General features: G+C 72.5%; 13 protein-coding genes. 5 read left to right on the top strand and 8 right to left on the bottom strand.

Translation table 11 applies throughout. The features are described from left to right. Positions 1 to 86: 86 nt before the first annotated feature. Positions 87 to 1388, bottom strand: a complete 1302-nt coding sequence (locus OIE49_RS26775; protein ID WP_326804483.1) for a sensor histidine kinase — start codon at positions 1386 to 1388, stop codon at positions 87 to 89. A gap of 6 nt (positions 1389 to 1394) precedes the next feature. Continuing rightward, positions 1395 to 2048, bottom strand: a complete 654-nt coding sequence (locus tag OIE49_RS26770) for a response regulator transcription factor (RefSeq protein ID WP_028424348.1) — start codon at positions 2046 to 2048, stop codon at positions 1395 to 1397. Between the two features lie 425 nt (positions 2049 to 2473). Here OIE49_RS26770 and OIE49_RS26765 point away from each other — a divergent pair, with 425 nt between their 5' ends. Next, positions 2474 to 2647 (top strand): hypothetical protein, encoded by a 174-nt coding sequence (locus OIE49_RS26765; protein ID WP_019981855.1) that lies wholly within the window; start codon positions 2474 to 2476, stop codon positions 2645 to 2647. 274 nt (positions 2648 to 2921) lie between these two features. On the opposite strand, the gene OIE49_RS26760 is transcribed toward OIE49_RS26765, so the two are convergent. Together OIE49_RS26760 and OIE49_RS26755 are read right to left on the bottom strand one after the other, a co-directional pair. Then, positions 2922 to 3737 (bottom strand): inositol monophosphatase family protein, encoded by an 816-nt coding sequence (locus OIE49_RS26760; protein WP_326804482.1) that lies wholly within the window; start codon positions 3735 to 3737, stop codon positions 2922 to 2924. Between the two features lie 8 nt (positions 3738 to 3745). After that, entirely contained in the window at positions 3746 to 4873 is a 1128-nt protein-coding gene (locus OIE49_RS26755; RefSeq protein WP_326804481.1) for a ferrochelatase, read from the bottom strand. Between the two features lie 240 nt (positions 4874 to 5113). On the opposite strand from OIE49_RS26755, the gene OIE49_RS26750 reads away from it, so the two are divergent. Both OIE49_RS26750 and OIE49_RS26745 read left to right on the top strand, forming a co-directional pair. Beyond that, positions 5114 to 6352 carry an MFS transporter gene (locus tag OIE49_RS26750; RefSeq protein WP_100570658.1) on the top strand — a complete coding sequence of 413 codons (1239 nt, stop codon included), beginning with the start codon at positions 5114 to 5116 and terminating at the stop codon, positions 6350 to 6352. Then, positions 6312 to 7631 (top strand): D-arabinono-1,4-lactone oxidase, encoded by a 1320-nt coding sequence (locus tag OIE49_RS26745; protein ID WP_326804480.1) that lies wholly within the window; start codon positions 6312 to 6314, stop codon positions 7629 to 7631. The genes OIE49_RS26750 and OIE49_RS26745 overlap by 41 nt, the downstream gene beginning before the upstream one ends. Here the strand turns inward: OIE49_RS26745 and OIE49_RS26740 are convergent. Further along, positions 7555 to 8457 (bottom strand): hypothetical protein, encoded by a 903-nt coding sequence (locus OIE49_RS26740; protein WP_326804479.1) that lies wholly within the window; start codon positions 8455 to 8457, stop codon positions 7555 to 7557. The two genes, OIE49_RS26745 and OIE49_RS26740, sit on opposite strands and share 77 nt — an antisense overlap. Positions 8458 to 8965: 508 nt before the next feature. Between OIE49_RS26740 and sepH the strand changes: the two genes are divergently transcribed. Then, on the top strand, positions 8966 to 9991 hold the full coding sequence (sepH, locus tag OIE49_RS26735; protein ID WP_326804478.1) for a septation protein SepH: 1026 nt from the start codon (positions 8966 to 8968) through the stop codon (positions 9989 to 9991). Positions 9992 to 10156: 165 nt separating this feature from the next. Here the strand turns inward: sepH and OIE49_RS26730 are convergent, their stop codons facing one another. Further along, entirely contained in the window at positions 10157 to 11008 is an 852-nt protein-coding gene (locus OIE49_RS26730) for a sulfurtransferase (protein ID WP_326804477.1), read from the bottom strand. A gap of 267 nt (positions 11009 to 11275) precedes the next feature. Here OIE49_RS26730 and OIE49_RS26725 point away from each other — a divergent pair, with 267 nt between their 5' ends. Beyond that, positions 11276 to 12079 carry a VOC family protein gene (locus OIE49_RS26725; RefSeq protein WP_326804476.1) on the top strand — a complete coding sequence of 268 codons (804 nt, stop codon included), beginning with the start codon at positions 11276 to 11278 and terminating at the stop codon, positions 12077 to 12079. A 286-nt stretch (positions 12080 to 12365) separates the two neighbouring features. Here OIE49_RS26725 and OIE49_RS26720 read toward each other — a convergent pair whose 3' ends face one another. Continuing rightward, a complete protein-coding gene (locus tag OIE49_RS26720) occupies positions 12366 to 12782 on the bottom strand; it encodes a hypothetical protein (protein ID WP_326806336.1) in 417 nt (138 codons plus the stop codon). Continuing rightward, positions 12782 to 14260: an AAA family ATPase gene (locus OIE49_RS26715; protein ID WP_326804475.1), complete on the bottom strand. Its 1479-nt coding sequence runs from the start codon at positions 14258 to 14260 to the stop codon at positions 12782 to 12784. Before OIE49_RS26715 ends, OIE49_RS26720 begins: the two co-directional genes overlap by 1 nt. Between the last annotated feature and the right edge of the window lie 161 nt (positions 14261 to 14421).

Here is a 14421-nt window from a genome sequence, read left to right as displayed (position 1 = left end):
TGTGATCGATCACACACGGTGAAGCCGGGAACGGCCCCGGGAATTTCCGCGCAAAGCGAACATCCCCGTGTGTCGGCGCAATGATCTCAGATCGGCAGCATCACTCGCATCACCAGCCCACCCCCCTCACGCGGCTGGGCCGAAATGTGGCCGCCGTGAGCCCTCGCCACGGAACGGGCGATGGACAGACCGAGGCCGACGCCCTTGTCGCTGCCGGTGCGCTCGGTGCGCAGCCGCCGGAAGGGCTCGAAGAGGTTGTCGATCTCGTAGGCCGGGACGACCGGGCCGGTGTTGGTGACGACGAGGATCGCCTGACCGTGCTGGACGTCCGTGGTGACCTCCACCCACCCGCCCTCCCGTCTCCCGCCACCACCCTTGTTGGGAAGCGCTTCGCGCTGCACCTCCTCATTGGCCACGTTGTACCGCACCGCGTTCTGCACCAGGTTCAGGGCGATCCGCTCCAGCAGCACGCCGTTGCCCTGGACCACCGCCGGCTTGCGCTCGCCGCGGATCACGACCCCCTTGGCCTCCGCCTCCCCGCGCACCTGGTCGATGGCCTGCGAGGCGACCTCGGCGAGGTCCACCGGCTTGCGCTCGACGATCTGGTTGTCGCTGCGGGCGAGCAGCAGCAGGCCCTCGACGAGCTGTTCGCTGCGCTCGTTGGTGGCCAGCAGGGTCTTGCCGAGCTGCTGGAGCTCCATCGGCGCGTGCGGGTCGGAGAGCTGCACCTCCAGCAGCGTGCGGTTGATCGCGAGCGGCGTGCGCAGCTCGTGCGAGGCGTTGCCGACGAAGCGCTGCTGGGCGGTGAAGGCCCGCTGCAGCCGCTCCAGCATGTCGTCGAAGGTGTCCGCGAGTTCCTTCAGCTCGTCGTCCGGGCCGTCCAGCTCGATCCGCCGGGACAGGTCGGAGCCGGCCACCGCGCGGGCGGTGCGGGTGATCCGGCCGAGCGGGGACAGCACACGGCCGGCCATCGCGTAGCCGAACGCGAAGGCGATCACGGCGAGGCCGAGCAGGGCGAGCAGCGAGCGGCTGAGCAGGCTGTCCAGGGCGGCCTGGCGCTGGTGATCGATGCAGGCGCTGATCGCGGCGTTGAACTCCGACAGCGACAGGTTGCCGTTGTCGACGCCCGGACAGTCGGTGCTGGTGACCCTCAGGGCGTTGAAGTCGACGATCTTGAACAGCGGTTGGTTGCCGGTGCGCAGGGCCTGCGCGGCGAGCAGGTAGATGATCGACAGCAGCAGGATGCCGGCGATCAAGAACATGCCGCCGTACAGCAGCGTCAGCCTTATCCGGATGGTCGGGCGCAGCCACGGGAAGGCGGGCTCCGGCCTTCTGGGGTCCCAGGTGGGTTTCGGGGGCGCCTGGGGCGGCGCCGGGGTCGCGGCCACGGCGGCTCAGATCCGGTAGCCGGAGCCGGGCACGGTGACGATCACCGGGGGCTCGCCGAGCTTGCGCCGCAGCGTCATCACCGTGACGCGCACGACGTTGGTGAACGGGTCGGTGTTCTCGTCCCAGGCCTTCTCCAAGAGCTGCTCCGCGGAGACCACGGCGCCCTCGCTGCGCATCAGGACCTCGAGGACCGCGAACTCCTTCGGCGCGAGCTGGACCTCCCTGCCGTCGCGGAAGACCTCGCGGCGGTTGGGGTCGAGCTTGATCCCGGCGCGCTCCAGGACGGGCGGCAGGGGCACGCTGGTGCGCCGGCCCAGGGCACGCACGCGTGCCGTCAGCTCGCTGAACGCGAAGGGCTTGGGGAGATAGTCGTCGGCGCCGATCTCCAGGCCCTCGACACGGTCGCTGACGTCGCCGGAGGCGGTGAGCATCAGCACGCGCGTGGGCATGCCCAGTTCGACGATCTTGCGGCAGACGTCGTCGCCGTGCACCAGCGGGAGGTCGCGGTCGAGGACGACCACGTCGTAGTCGTTGACGCCGATGCGCTCCAGGGCGGCCGCACCGTCGTACACGACGTCGACGGCCATGGCCTCCCGGCGCAGTCCGGTGGCCACCGCATCGGCGAGCAGTTGCTCGTCCTCGACGACGAGTACGCGCACGTCGCATGTCCTTCCTGTGTCCACCCGCGTAGCGCCGCTCAGGGCGCACGCCGGCAGGGGTCTTCGTTCGTGTGTTTCCATCCTGCCCTTTTCGGCCGTAAGTCGGCGGTAAGCCGTGGTAGCGGACGGTGCACGGCAGGCAAGCGATGGGCGAAGCGTCCGTGAATCCCGAATTTTCTTGTCCGGCCGAGGTTTCCGTCGCGAGGAGTCGGGGGAGGACGGGTTTACACCCCGCGATCACGCTCTGCATGTGCCGCAGCACCATGCGGTACTCCGCGATCCGCTTCCGCAGAGTGGGTGTGGGTGTCCAGCGCCGTCGCCGCCCGGTCGGGCAGCGCCGGGCACTTGCTGAGACGTGATCGCCCCTTTCGAACGGCACACCCCCGTGCCACCGACCCACCGACCCAGGACGAGGGGGCGCAAGCATGGACGCATTCACCGCAGGACTTCTGCAGCGCATAAAGGCGACCGAGTCCGATCTGACCCGGGCTCGTGACGAGGGCGACGACTTCCTCGTCGAGGTCGAGCTGGCCGAACTCGACGACCTGCGCCGCCTCGCCGCCGAACACGGTGTGGAGGTCGGCGTGTCTGGCGTCTGACCAGCCTGCACGCGCACAGCGGGACCCCGGCGAATCCAGCGCCGGGGTCCCGCTGTGCTGATGGCTCGGTCGCCTGCGGGCGCTTTCAGCCGGTGTGGAGGGGCCGATCGTGCTCGACGCTGCGCGCCTCCGCGCTCCCCCAAGCTCCTAAGGAGCAGGGGGGACCCCCATGCCCCCTCCAAACCGGCGCGCCCTTCGGCTCCCTCGCGGCCGGCGCGTGGGACCAGTGGGGGTGGGTGGGCCCTCACCCTCGGGCTGTGCTCCTGCCGTGCCCTCAGTCGTGCCAGGCGCCGAGGTCCTCCAGGAGGCTCTGGAGGGGCTCGAAGACGCCGGGGACGGCCGCTACCGTCAGGTCGCGGGACGGGCGCTCTCCGGGGCGGCCACCGGACACGGCGCCCGCCTCCCGGGCGATCAGGTCGCCCGCGGCGTAGTCCCACGCGTTCAGACCGCGCTCGTAGAAGCCGTCCAGGCGGCCCAGCGCCAGGTCGCACAGGTCCACCGCGGCGGAACCGCTGCGGCGGATGTCGCGCAGCAGCGGGATCAGCCGGCGGGCCACGTCGGCCTGGTGGGCGCGGACCTCGGCGACGTAGTTGAAGCCGGTGGCGATCAACGCCTGGTCCAGGGGCGGCGCGGCGCGGCAGGACAGCTTGCGCTCGCCGGCCCAGGCTCCGGTGGCCCAGGCGCCGCGACCACGCACGGCGTGGAAGGCCTCGCCGCGCATCGGGGCGACCACGACCCCGACCAGCGCCTCGCCGTCCTGCTCGGCGGCGATGGAGACGGCCCAGGTCGGCAGCCCGTACAGGTAGTTCACGGTGCCGTCGAGCGGGTCGATCACCCAGCGGACACCGCTCGTGCCCTCGACGGAGGCGCCCTCCTCGCCGAGGACGCCGTCGTCGGGGCGACGGTCGGCGATCAGGCCGGTGATCAGCTTCTCGGCGGCGATGTCCATCTCGGTGACGACGTCGATCGGGCTGGACTTGGTGGCGGCCACCGTCAGATCGGCCGGGCGGCCGTCCTTCAGCAGCTCTCCGGCGCGTGCCGCCGCCTGGCGGGCGACTTGCAGCAGTTCCGCGGGCAGGGTGTCGGTCACGGGGCTCCTCACGCGTAAAGACTGTCGGCGCCCGCGGCGGCCGGCCGGGGCGTACGGGCCGGGCAGCAGCCCACCGGGCACAGGTTGTGGTTCGCGCCGAGCGCGCCCAGGGCGCACGGCGTGACCCGCTGTCCGCGCTCGGTGGCGGCCCGCTCCATGATCAGGTCGCGGATGGCGGCGGCGAACCGCGGGTCGGCGCCCACGGTGGCGGAGCGGCCCACCGGAAGGCCCAGTTCCGCGGCCTTGGCCGTGGCCTCGGTGTCGAGGTCGTACATGACCTCCATGTGGTCGGAGACGAAGCCGATGGGCGCCATGACCACGGCCGGGGCCCCGGCGGCGTGCCGCTCCTCGAGGTGGTCGCAGATGTCGGGCTCCAGCCACGGGATGTGCGGGGCACCGGAGCGCGACTGGTAGACGAGCTGCCAGGGGTGGTCGACGCCGGTGCGCTCGCGGACCTCGTCGGCGATCAGTTGCGCCACGTCCAGGTGCTGGCGGACGTACGCCCCGCCGTCGCCGTGGCCCGCGACCGGGCCGGAGGTGTCCGCGGCGGAGACCGGGATCGAGTGGGTGCAGAAGGCGATGTGCGCGCCGTCGCGGACGTCCTCGGGAAGGCCGGCGAGCGATTCGAGCACGCCGTCGATCATGGGCTGGAGGAAGCCGGGGTGGTTGAAGTAGTGCCGCAGCTTGTCGACCTTCGGCAGGTCCAGGCCCTCGGCCTCCAGGGCGGCGAGGGAGTCCGCGAGGTTCTCGCGGTACTGGCGGCAGCCGGAGTAGGAGGCGTAGGCGCTGGTGGCCAGGACCAGGATGCGGCGGCGGCCGTCGCCGACCATGTCCCGCAGGGTGTCCGTCAGGTAGGGGGCCCAGTTGCGGTTGCCCCAGTAGACCGGCAGATCGAGGCCGTGGTCGGCGAAGTCCTTGCGCAGGGCGTCGAGCAGGGCGCGGTTCTGGGCGTTGATCGGGCTGACCCCGCCGAACCGGAAGTAGTGTTCGCCCACTTCCTTCAGGCGCTCGGTGGGGATGCCTCGCCCGCGCGTCACGTTCTCCAGGAACGGGATCACGTCGTCCGGCCCCTCGGGGCCGCCGAACGAGAGCAGGAGCAGGGCGTCGTACGGGGTGGCGTCGAGCACGTCAGGCATGCCTCGATCCTGCCACTCCGGACCGACGGGCGGGCTCCCGGCCCGCAGGGGCGCGAGGGTCCGGAGTGGGACGTGGGCCTGAGTCCGGAGGCAGCGGCGCGCGGGAGTCCGGTGCGGGAGGTTGCGCGGGTGCCTGTGGGGAGAAGTCTCCGGAAGTCCGGAGGGGGTGGTGCGCCGGGGGCGCCCGGTCCGTAAGCTGTATCAGCTTCCTTCACGCCTTACCGGATTCGCGGAGACCCTGTGCCCAGCCCGTACCGTGCCCTGTTCGCCGCTCCAGGCTCCAAGGGCTTCTCCGCCGCGGGGTTCCTCGGCCGGCTGCCGCTGGCGATGATGGGCATCGGCGTGGTCACGATGATCTCCCAGCTCACCGGGCGCTACGGACTCGCGGGCGCGCTGTCGGCCACCATCGCGCTGGCCGCCGCGGTCCTGGGCCCGCAGATATCCCGGCTGGTGGACCGGCACGGGCAGCGCCGGGTGCTGCGCCCCGCGACGCTCGTCGCGCTGACCGCCTCGGCGGTCCTGCTGTGCGCGGCGCACTTCCGGTGGCCGGACTGGGTGCTGTTCGTCTGCGCGGCCGGGATCGGCTCCGTGCCCAGCCTGGGCGCGATGGTCCGCGCGCGCTGGGCGGCCCTGTACCGGGGGACACCACAGCTGCACACCGCCTACTCGTTCGAGTCGGTGGTGGACGAGGCCTGCTTCATCTTCGGGCCGATCGTCTCCATCGGGCTGTCCACGGTCTGGTTCCCGGAGGCGGGGCCGCTGCTGGCCTCCTGCTTCCTGGCGGTGGGCGTGTTCTGGCTGACCGCCCAGCGCGCCACCGAGCCCGCGCCGCACCCGCGCGAGCACCACGTCGGCGGTTCCGCCCTGCGTGCGCGCGGGCTCCAGGTGCTCGTGTCGACCTTCGTGGCGACCGGGACGATCTTCGGGGCGATCGACGTGGTCACCGTCGCCTTCGCCGAGCAGCAGGGGCACAAGAGCGCCGCGAGCGTCGTGCTCGCCCTGTACGCGGCGGGCTCCTGCACGGCGGGCGTCGTCTTCGGCCTGCTGCGCTTCGCGGGACCGCCCGCCCGCCGCTGGCTGCTGGGCATCTGCACGATGGCCGTGAGTATGATCCCCCTCCTACTGGTCGGAAACCTGCCGTTTCTGGCCGTGGCGCTGTTCGTTGCGGGCCTGTCCGTCGCTCCCACAATGATCACGACGATGGCCCTCGTCGAAGAGCACGTACCACGCTCGCACCTGACCGAGGGCATGACCTGGGTGAGCACCGGGCTCGCGGTCGGGGTGGCGCTGGGCTCCTCGGTGGCCGGCTGGGTGATCGACGCGGCCGGGGCGCGGGCCGGGTACGGGGTTCCGGCGGTGTCCGGGGCCGTCGCGGTGGCGGTCGGTTTCCTCGGGTACCGCCGGCTCAGCAGGCCGGCTCCGCGTCGGGGAGGCTTCGTTGAGCAGCACGACGAGCGCGAAGAACGGCACATGGCGTAACTGGGGCGGCAACGTCGCCGCGCGTCCCGGGCGGGAGGTCACTCCGGCCACGGTGGCGGACGTCGCCGCCGCCGTGCGGAGGGCCGCCGAGGACGGACTGCGGGTCAAGGCCGTCGGCACCGGCCACTCCTTCACGAGCATCGCCGCGACGGACGGCGTGATGATCCGCCCGCGGTTGCTGACCGGCATACGCGGGATCGACCGTGAGGCCATGACGGTCACGGTCGAGGCCGGCACTCCGCTCAAGCGGCTCAACGTCGCTCTCGCGCGGGAGGGCCTCTCGCTCACCAACATGGGCGACATCATGGAGCAGACGGTGTCCGGGGCGACCAGCACCGGCACCCATGGCACGGGCCGCGATTCCGCGTCGATCGCCGCCCAGATCAAGGGCCTTGAACTGGTCACCGCGGACGGCTCGGTGCTCACCTGCTCCGCGACGGAGAACCCGGAGGTCTTCGCCGCCGCCCGCGTCGGCCTGGGCGCGCTGGGGATCGTCACGGCCCTCACGTTCGCGGTGGAGCCGCTCTTCCTGCTCACCGCCCGCGAGGAACCGATGAGCCTGGATCGGGTGCTCGCGGAGTTCGACCAACTCTGGGCGGAGAACGAGCACTTCGAGTTCTACTGGTTCCCGCACACCGGCAGCACCAACACCAAGCGCAACAACCGCAGCGCCGGCCCCGAGCAGCCGGTGGGGCGGGTGGCCGGCTGGTTCGAGGACGAGTTCCTCTCCAACGGTGTCTTCCAGGTGGCCAACTGGGTCGGTCGCGCGGCGCCCGCCACCATTCCGTCGATCGCCCGGGTCTCCAGCCGCGCGCTGTCCGCGCGGACGTACACCGACATCGCCTACAAGGTCTTCACCTCGCCGCGCCGGGTGCGTTTCGTGGAGATGGAGTACGCCGTGCCGCGCGAGGCCCTGGCCGACGCGCTGCGCGAGCTGAAGGCGATGGTCGACCGCTCCGGACTGCGGGTGAGCTTCCCGGTGGAGGTGCGCACCGCGCCCGCCGACGACATCACCCTGTCCACCGCCTCGGGACGGGACAGCGGGTACATCGCGGTCCACATGTTCCGGGGCACCCCCTACCAGCGGTACTTCACGGCCGCGGAAAGCATCTTCACCGCGTACGAGGGCCGGCCGCACTGGGGCAAGCTCCACACCAGGGACGCCGGCCAACTCGCCGCGGTCCACCCGCGCTTCGGGGAGTTCACGGCGCTGCGGGACCGGCTGGATCCCCAGCGGCTGTTCCAGAACGACTACTTGCGGAGGGTGCTGGGGCCGTAGCGCTCGCGCCGGGGGCCGGGGCCGTGGTGCCGGAGTCGGAGGGCCTGCCCTCCCCGGCGCCGTCGGTGCCGGCGGTCCCCGTGGTGTCGCCTCCGCTGTCGCCACTGTCACCCGTGGCCTCGGGTGTGGGCGTCGGGCTCGCCCCGGTGCCGTGGTCGGGGCGGCCGGGGGCGGCTCCGTCCGGCGAAGTCCCTTCCCCGCTCCCGGGTGTGCGGGAGGGCGAGGAGGTGGGCGCGTGTTCGTCCGGGGTCACGGAGGGCGAGCGATGGCCGGTCACGGCATAGCCGACGGTCGTACCCCTGCCGCCGCTGAAGCTGTCGCCCGACACCAGCTCGTAGGAGGTGATTCCGGCCATGGTGACCCCGAAGACGAGGGCGGCTGCGACCACGGGCCGCTTCCAGCTCTTGATCCGGGCCCGGTAGACGGTCCCCTCACCGAACTCACCCACCGGCGGCGGGATACGCCCGGCGGGGGCGGCCGCCGTGACCGGCACGGGAGAGCCGGCCGGGGAAGCGGTCGGGCGGGTCCCCGGGGAGGCAGCCGGGAAGGCAGCCGGGAAGGCGCCCGGGGCGGCGCCCACCCCGCGGAGCTGCTCGCCGGTACGCCGGAAGAAGTGCTGGAGGACCGAACCGCCGCAAGTGGCCAGGACGCTGACGACACCGGCCCCCAGGATCGTGCCGTAGACGCCGAAGTACGAGGCGAGCTTCGCGGCCACCACCGCCGCCAGGGCGCTGCCCGCGACCTGGGCGACGCTCAGGTCGAACCGCCTTCTCCTCACCTCCTCGCCGATGCTCGGCACACCGTCACCGTCGGACCTTTCACGCATGACCGGACCTTGCCTGCCCTTTCCGTACACACCCGCATCTTTCGCGCAGGGCCGCACCCTTCGTAGATGACCGGCCGAACGCACGAGAAAGGGACGTACGGACGAAAGCGATAGTTCCGTTTGCGGCGATTAAGTGAAGTTCACCACGGGCATGATCGAGGAAGCCGGACGGGGGCGGCCGAGTACCGCCTCCGGCCAGAACTCGGGCGGCGCGCCCATCCACGCACGTGGCCCGAATGGAGTACCGTTATGAGCCCTGGGCCCGGCCTCCCTTCGGGGTGTCCGGGACCATGCTGGACCGCCAGGAGGGGGCTGATTGCACAGGGTGACGGTGTTGGTCACTTAGCGTTGCAAGCAGGTAACCGTGCCATAACGGCGTTCCAGGGCCCGTGCCCGACACGCCGGGCAACTCGGCAAGGTTGTGGCAGGCTGCACCCGGGCAGGCCACACTCGACTAGCGGAAGCAGCGACGCACGTGACGTCGGCAGGCACCACCCGGGAGGTCCCCATGCCCGAACTGCGTGTCGTGGCCGTCTCCAATGACGGCACACGGCTGGTGCTCAAGGCTGCGGACAGCACGGAGTACACGCTTCCGATCGACGAACGGCTCCGCGCCGCCGTACGCGGCGACCGTCCCCGCCTCGGCCAGATCGAGATCGAGGTGGAGAGCCATCTCCGCCCCCGCGACATCCAGGCCCGGATACGAGCGGGCGCGACCGCGGAAGAGGTCGCCCAGCTCGCCGGCATCCCCGTCGACCGGGTACGGCGCTTCGAGGGCCCCGTGCTCGCCGAGCGCGCCTTCATGGCCGAGCGCGCCCGCAAGACCCCCGTCCGCCGCCCCGGCGAGAACTCCGGTCCGCCGCTCGGCGAGACCGTCCAGGAACGGCTGCTGCTGCGCGGCGCCGAGAAGGACACCGCCCAGTGGGACTCCTGGCGCCGCGACGACGGCACCTGGGAGGTCCTGCTGGTCTACCTGGTCGCGGGCGAACCCCACTCGGCGAGCTGGACGTACGACCCGCCGCGGCGCCTGGTGCAGGCCGTCGACGACGAGGCCCGCGCCCTGATCGGCGAGTCCGACGACCTCGGCTCCCCGGAGCCCAGCTTTCCGTTCGTGCCGCGCATCGCGCGTCTGCCGCGCGAGCGCTCCTTCGACCGGGACCGCGACCGTCCGGCACTGCCGGGGCAGGCGCCCGAACCCCCCGAGGAGAGCGTCGGCGAGCGGGACACCCTGACCAGCCTGCTGGAGGCGGTGCCGAGCTTCCGCGGCGACCTGGTGGTGCCCGAGCGCGCGCCGGAACCCGTGGAGGAGCCCGAGGAGGACCTGGTCGCCGAGGAGCCCCCGGCCCCCGCGGCCTCGGCCGGCTCCGCCTACGCGGACGTCCTCATGCCGCGCTCCGTCACCAGCCACCGCGACCGCCTCACCGGCGCCACCGACCGGCAGGCCGAGGCGGACGGGGTCCGGCCCGGCCGCCGGGCCGCCGTGCCGAGCTGGGACGAGATCGTGTTCGGCACGCGCCGCAAGAAGCAGGAGTAACGGGCAGCGGTGGCAAGGCTGTACGAGAGGAAGGGCCGCACCCGACGGGTGCGGCCCTTCGCCATGCGCGCCGTCGCCAACGGATCCTGACGGTCCGGTACCGGTTCCGGCTGACCGGCTGTCACTCGTTGGGAGTATCTCCCCGGCCGGCGACCTGACGACCCGTCACTGCGGGTCCGGCCCCACCGCGACCGGCCGGGACGGATCCGAGGACCACTCGGACCACGAGCCGACGTACAGGGCCGCCGGGATCCCGGCGACGGCAAGCGCCAGCACCTCGTGCGCCGCGGAGACGCCGGAGCCGCAGTAGACGCCGACACCGCGCCCCTCGGCCGCGCCCAACGCCGCGAACCGCGCCCGGAGTTCCCCGGCCGGCAGGAACTTCCCGTCCGGGCCCGCGTTCTCGGTGGTCGGCGCGGACACCGCGCCCGGGATGTGGCCGCCCACCGGGTCGATCGGCTCCACCTCGCCCCGGTACCGCTCCCCCGCGCGGGCGTCGAAGAGCACGCCGGACCGGGCCAGCGCCGCGGCCGCGTCGGCGTCGAGGAGCGGCAGCGCGCCGGGCCTCGGCACGAAGTCGCCCTCGGCCGGCTCGGGCACGGCGGTCTCCAGGGGGCCCTCCCAGGCCACGAGGCCCCCGTCCAGGAACCGCACGTCGGGGTGCCCGGTCCAGCGCAGCAGCCACCACGCGCGGGCCGCCGCCCAGCCCTGACCGCCGTCGTGAACGACGACCGGCCGGTCCGCGGACACCCCGGCGCGGCGCATCGCGGCGCCGAACACCTCCAGGTCGGGTAGCGGATGGCGGCCGTTTCCGCCCGGCGCCGAGGCCAGTTCGCGGTCCAGGTCGACGAAGACGGCGCCGGGGATGTGCCCCGCCGCGTGGGCGGCGCGCCCGTCGAAGGGCGCCACGCCGGCCGCCGCGGCCAGGCTGAGCTGCCAGCGGACGTCGAGCAGCACGGGCGGCCGCGGCCCCGCGAGGGCGTTCGCGAGATCGGGTGCGGAGATGATGGCGTTCATGGCCCCATCCTCGCGCACGGGGTGGCCGCATCGCCCGCGTCGGGCTACTCTGCTCGGCCGGGCACTTCCGATCACGAGGCGTACGGGATCGGCCACATGCTGTACAGCCGATCGACATCCTTCGGTAAACGCATCGAAACGGGCGGGACACCGCACACCGGGCACCCTCCGGACGGGACCCCGCCTCGCCGGCGCTTCGGCTCGGGGTCCGGAGAACGGAATCGAGGCGGCCGTCGAGAGGCCCTGGAGGCCGAGGAGAAGGTGACGATGACCGAGGCACCTGAGCCGGGCGTCCCGAACGGCCGGGCACCCGCCCGGAACAGACCGGGCACACCGTGCCGGGTGAGCCTGATGGTGCACGGAATGGCCGCCGCGCAGGCCTTCTACGGGGACCTCTTCGGCTGGGAGTTCCAGCCCGGTCCGAGCCGGTCGGTCCCCTGCGCGCGGGCCCTGCTGAACGGCCACGAGGTGGGCGGCATCGGGCAACTGCCGCCCGGCCGGCGCCTGCCCGCGGCGTGGACGCCGTATCTCGCCTCGGACGACGTGGACCTGACGGCGGAAACGGTACGGCTGTGCGGCGGCACGATCGGGGTGGGCCCGTTGGACGCGGGCGGCATCGGACGGCTGACGATCGGCTCCGACCCGTGGGGCGCGGTTTTCGGCCTTTTACGGGCCCTGCCGCATCCGGGTACGGAGATCGCCGGGCTGCCCGGCACCCCGGTGTGGCTCGAGCTGCTGACCTACGAGAGCGCGGGCGCCGCCACCTTCTACACCAGGCTGTTCGGCTACGAACGGAAGCCGGACGGCTCCGCCGACGTCGACCGCGTGACCCTGCACCTCGACGGCCGTCCGGTCGCCGGAGTCCACGGGGTGGGCCGGTCCCTGCCCCCCGACCGGGGCCCGCACTGGATGACGTACTTCGAGGTCCCCGACACCGACGAGTCGACCGAACGCCTTCTCTCTCTGGGCGGCCGGGTCCTCACCCCCTCCCGGGACACCACCCAGGGCCGCGTGGCCACGGTGACGGATCCGGAGGGGGCCCGGTTCACCCTGATCCGGAGCGCGCGTTGAGCACGGCAGCCAGTGTTGACCGCGGCGATCACTCGGAAGGGTGAAACCTACCGGTCTCTTCAGCGGTGACCCCGGCCTGCCCGGGTCATCCCTCAGCCGGTACCCAGAGCCGCCTTGGCGTCGCCGCCCTCCCAGCCGACAGAGGTACGCCAGACAGCATCACGCCCGATCCCCTTCTCAGAACTTTCACGCCGTACGAGGCGTCAGCGGGTCAGGCCCGGTTGCCACCGTTCCCGTGGTGGGCACGTCGCCTCAGGTCGTCGGTGTCCCTTCGCGGAGCGGGAGTTCACGTGCCCCTCTGTTGCGGGAACCCGACGTCCGTGTGGGGCTCGGAGAGCTCCGTGACGAGGGTCTCGACGGCTGCGCGCCAGGTGCGTACCTGAACGTGGGTCGGGCCGAGTTCGTCGTGGTGGTACTTGCAGGCCCCGCTGAGGCGGTTCCAGAGGGCGTTGACGCGGCGGGCCCGGACGGGGCCGGCGTAGTGGCGCAGGCAGAGCAGCTTCGCACGGGTGGTGACGGCGACGAGTCCGGCTTCCTGAGCCGTGAGGACCGCGTCGACGGCCATTTCCAGGGCGATCCGGAGGGCGTAGGCCGCACCGCGGTCGCGGCCTGTCGGGGTCAGCGGGCCGTCGCCGTCCGGGCGTTCGGCGAGGAGGTCGTCGGCGGTCGCGAGGAGGGCTGCGACGGTGGGGGCGGGGGGCATCAGGCCTGCACCTCCGGCGTGCGGATCCGGGTGGCGAGGGTCTCGACCCTCCTGACGAAGGCGACCGGGTCCCGCGGAAGGAACCCGCCGGGGTGGGCGCCCTGTTGGCACTGGTGGATCAGGGTCGTGCCCTCGTCGCCGTAAAGGGAGCGGAGCCGGCTTCGGACCTCCTCGTCGGGGTGGACGAGGCCGTCGTCGAAGAGCGCGAAGGACGCGAGCGGGATGAGCCTCTCGGTCGCGTCGATGGCGGCCTGAAGGCGCTCGGCGGACCGGCCGGTACGGCTCCGGCGGATCCAGGCCGCTTCGACGATCGCCGTCGTCAGGGCCTCCCGGCACAGTGACGGCAGAACGTGGCGCAGCGCCGTCTCGGGACAGTTCTTGGTATGGGCGAGGGCCATGGCGTCGTCGATGGTCTCCTTGACCGGGTCGGTCTCGGAGGTGACGTGCACCTTGGACTTCTCGCCGCGCTCGACCTTCAGCACGGTCACCGGCAGGCCCTGGCTGCGGAAGGCGTGCGGGAGCCGGGTGTCGTGGGTGAAGACGATCACCTGCCGGTCGCGGCCGAGTTCGTCGAGGACCTGGGCCAGGCCGTCGACCTTCGCCGGGTCCATGGACTGCACGGGGTCGTCGATGACGACGAACCCGAAGGGGCTGTCGGCCGTGGCGGCGCGGGGCAGGAAGAGGGAGAGCGCGAGCGAGTGCAACTCGCCCTGGCTCATGACGCCCAGGGCGGGGGCCTCGGTGTCGTCGACGGTGACGTCCATGATCAGCTTGCGTACGGCGGCCCTCTCGCTGCCGTGCAGGCCCACGTGGGTCAGGTCGACGCTGCTCTGCTGGCGCAGCCGCTCCCAGATGCGCTGTGTGTGGCCGGCGAAGGCGTCGACGCGGAGGTCGCGGATCTCGGTCGTGAGCTTCTTGAGCCAGGTGAGGGCCGCGTTGACCTCGGTCCTGCGAGGCTTGGCGGCCGCGGCCTCCCGGGAGAGCTTCGTCCACTCGGCGAGCAGGCCGACGACCGCGTGCCAGCGTTCGTCCTTGGCCGCCAGTTCCTCGCGTGCCGCACCGGCCACGATCGCGCATGCGTCCGCCAGCGTCACCGCCGCCCTGAGCGCGCGCTCGGCGAGTTCGGCGGGGTCGGCGATCCGCCGGCAGTCGCCCCAGGCCTCCCACGGCTCGGCGAGCACGGCCGGGATCTCCCTCGGTGGGAGGACCAGGTTGTGCAGTGCGCGGATCGCGCTCCGCAGGCGGGCCTCGGCCTCGCGTACGGCTTCGGCCTCGCGGAGGAGGGCGGCGATCTGTGCCTCGGCGCGCGTGGCCCACTCCCGGTCCAGGACCTGTTCCGTGCCGCAGACCGGGCATGCCGTGTCGTCGGCGTGGCGGTCGCTGTGCATCAGGGCAGCCTGGAGCAGTTCGGCCCTGTCGTGGGCGTCCGCGGCCGCGGTGCCCTTCAGCTCGTCGAGGTCGGCGACGGCCTTCCGCAACGTGTCGACGGCGTCCCCGACCCGGTCGAGGTCGGGTCCCTCGGTCTCGGCGGTGGCCTCCAGTCGTGCCTCCCGCAGCCGGCCCTCGTCGGATGTGGGCGCGCCGGTGATCAGGGCGTCGAGTACGGCGTGGTCGGGCCCGCCCTTCCAGGGCCGCGTGG

It is taken from the genome of Streptomyces sp. NBC_01788 (assembly GCF_035917575.1).
In the GTDB taxonomy this organism is placed as follows: domain Bacteria; phylum Actinomycetota; class Actinomycetes; order Streptomycetales; family Streptomycetaceae; genus Streptomyces.
Note: the sequence above shows the minus strand (reverse complement) of the source record. Positions and strands in the feature narration are given on the sequence as shown.

What these genes read in the sequence shown, in the direction of transcription:
- OIE49_RS26765 (WP_019981855.1), top strand. Translation starts at nt 2,474, where the DNA reads ATGGACGCATTCACCGCAGGACTTCTGCAGCGCATAAAGGCGACCGAG.
- OIE49_RS26755 (WP_326804481.1), bottom strand. Translation starts at nt 4,873, where the DNA reads ATGCCTGACGTGCTCGACGCCACCCCGTACGACGCCCTGCTCCTGCTC.
- OIE49_RS26740 (WP_326804479.1), bottom strand. Translation starts at nt 8,457, where the DNA reads ATGCGTGAAAGGTCCGACGGTGACGGTGTGCCGAGCATCGGCGAGGAG.
- sepH (WP_326804478.1), top strand. Translation starts at nt 8,966, where the DNA reads ATGCCCGAACTGCGTGTCGTGGCCGTCTCCAATGACGGCACACGGCTG.
- OIE49_RS26730 (WP_326804477.1), bottom strand. Translation starts at nt 11,008, where the DNA reads ATGAACGCCATCATCTCCGCACCCGATCTCGCGAACGCCCTCGCGGGG.
- OIE49_RS26725 (WP_326804476.1), top strand. Translation starts at nt 11,276, where the DNA reads ATGACCGAGGCACCTGAGCCGGGCGTCCCGAACGGCCGGGCACCCGCC.
- OIE49_RS26720 (WP_326806336.1), bottom strand. Translation starts at nt 12,782, where the DNA reads ATGCCCCCCGCCCCCACCGTCGCAGCCCTCCTCGCGACCGCCGACGAC.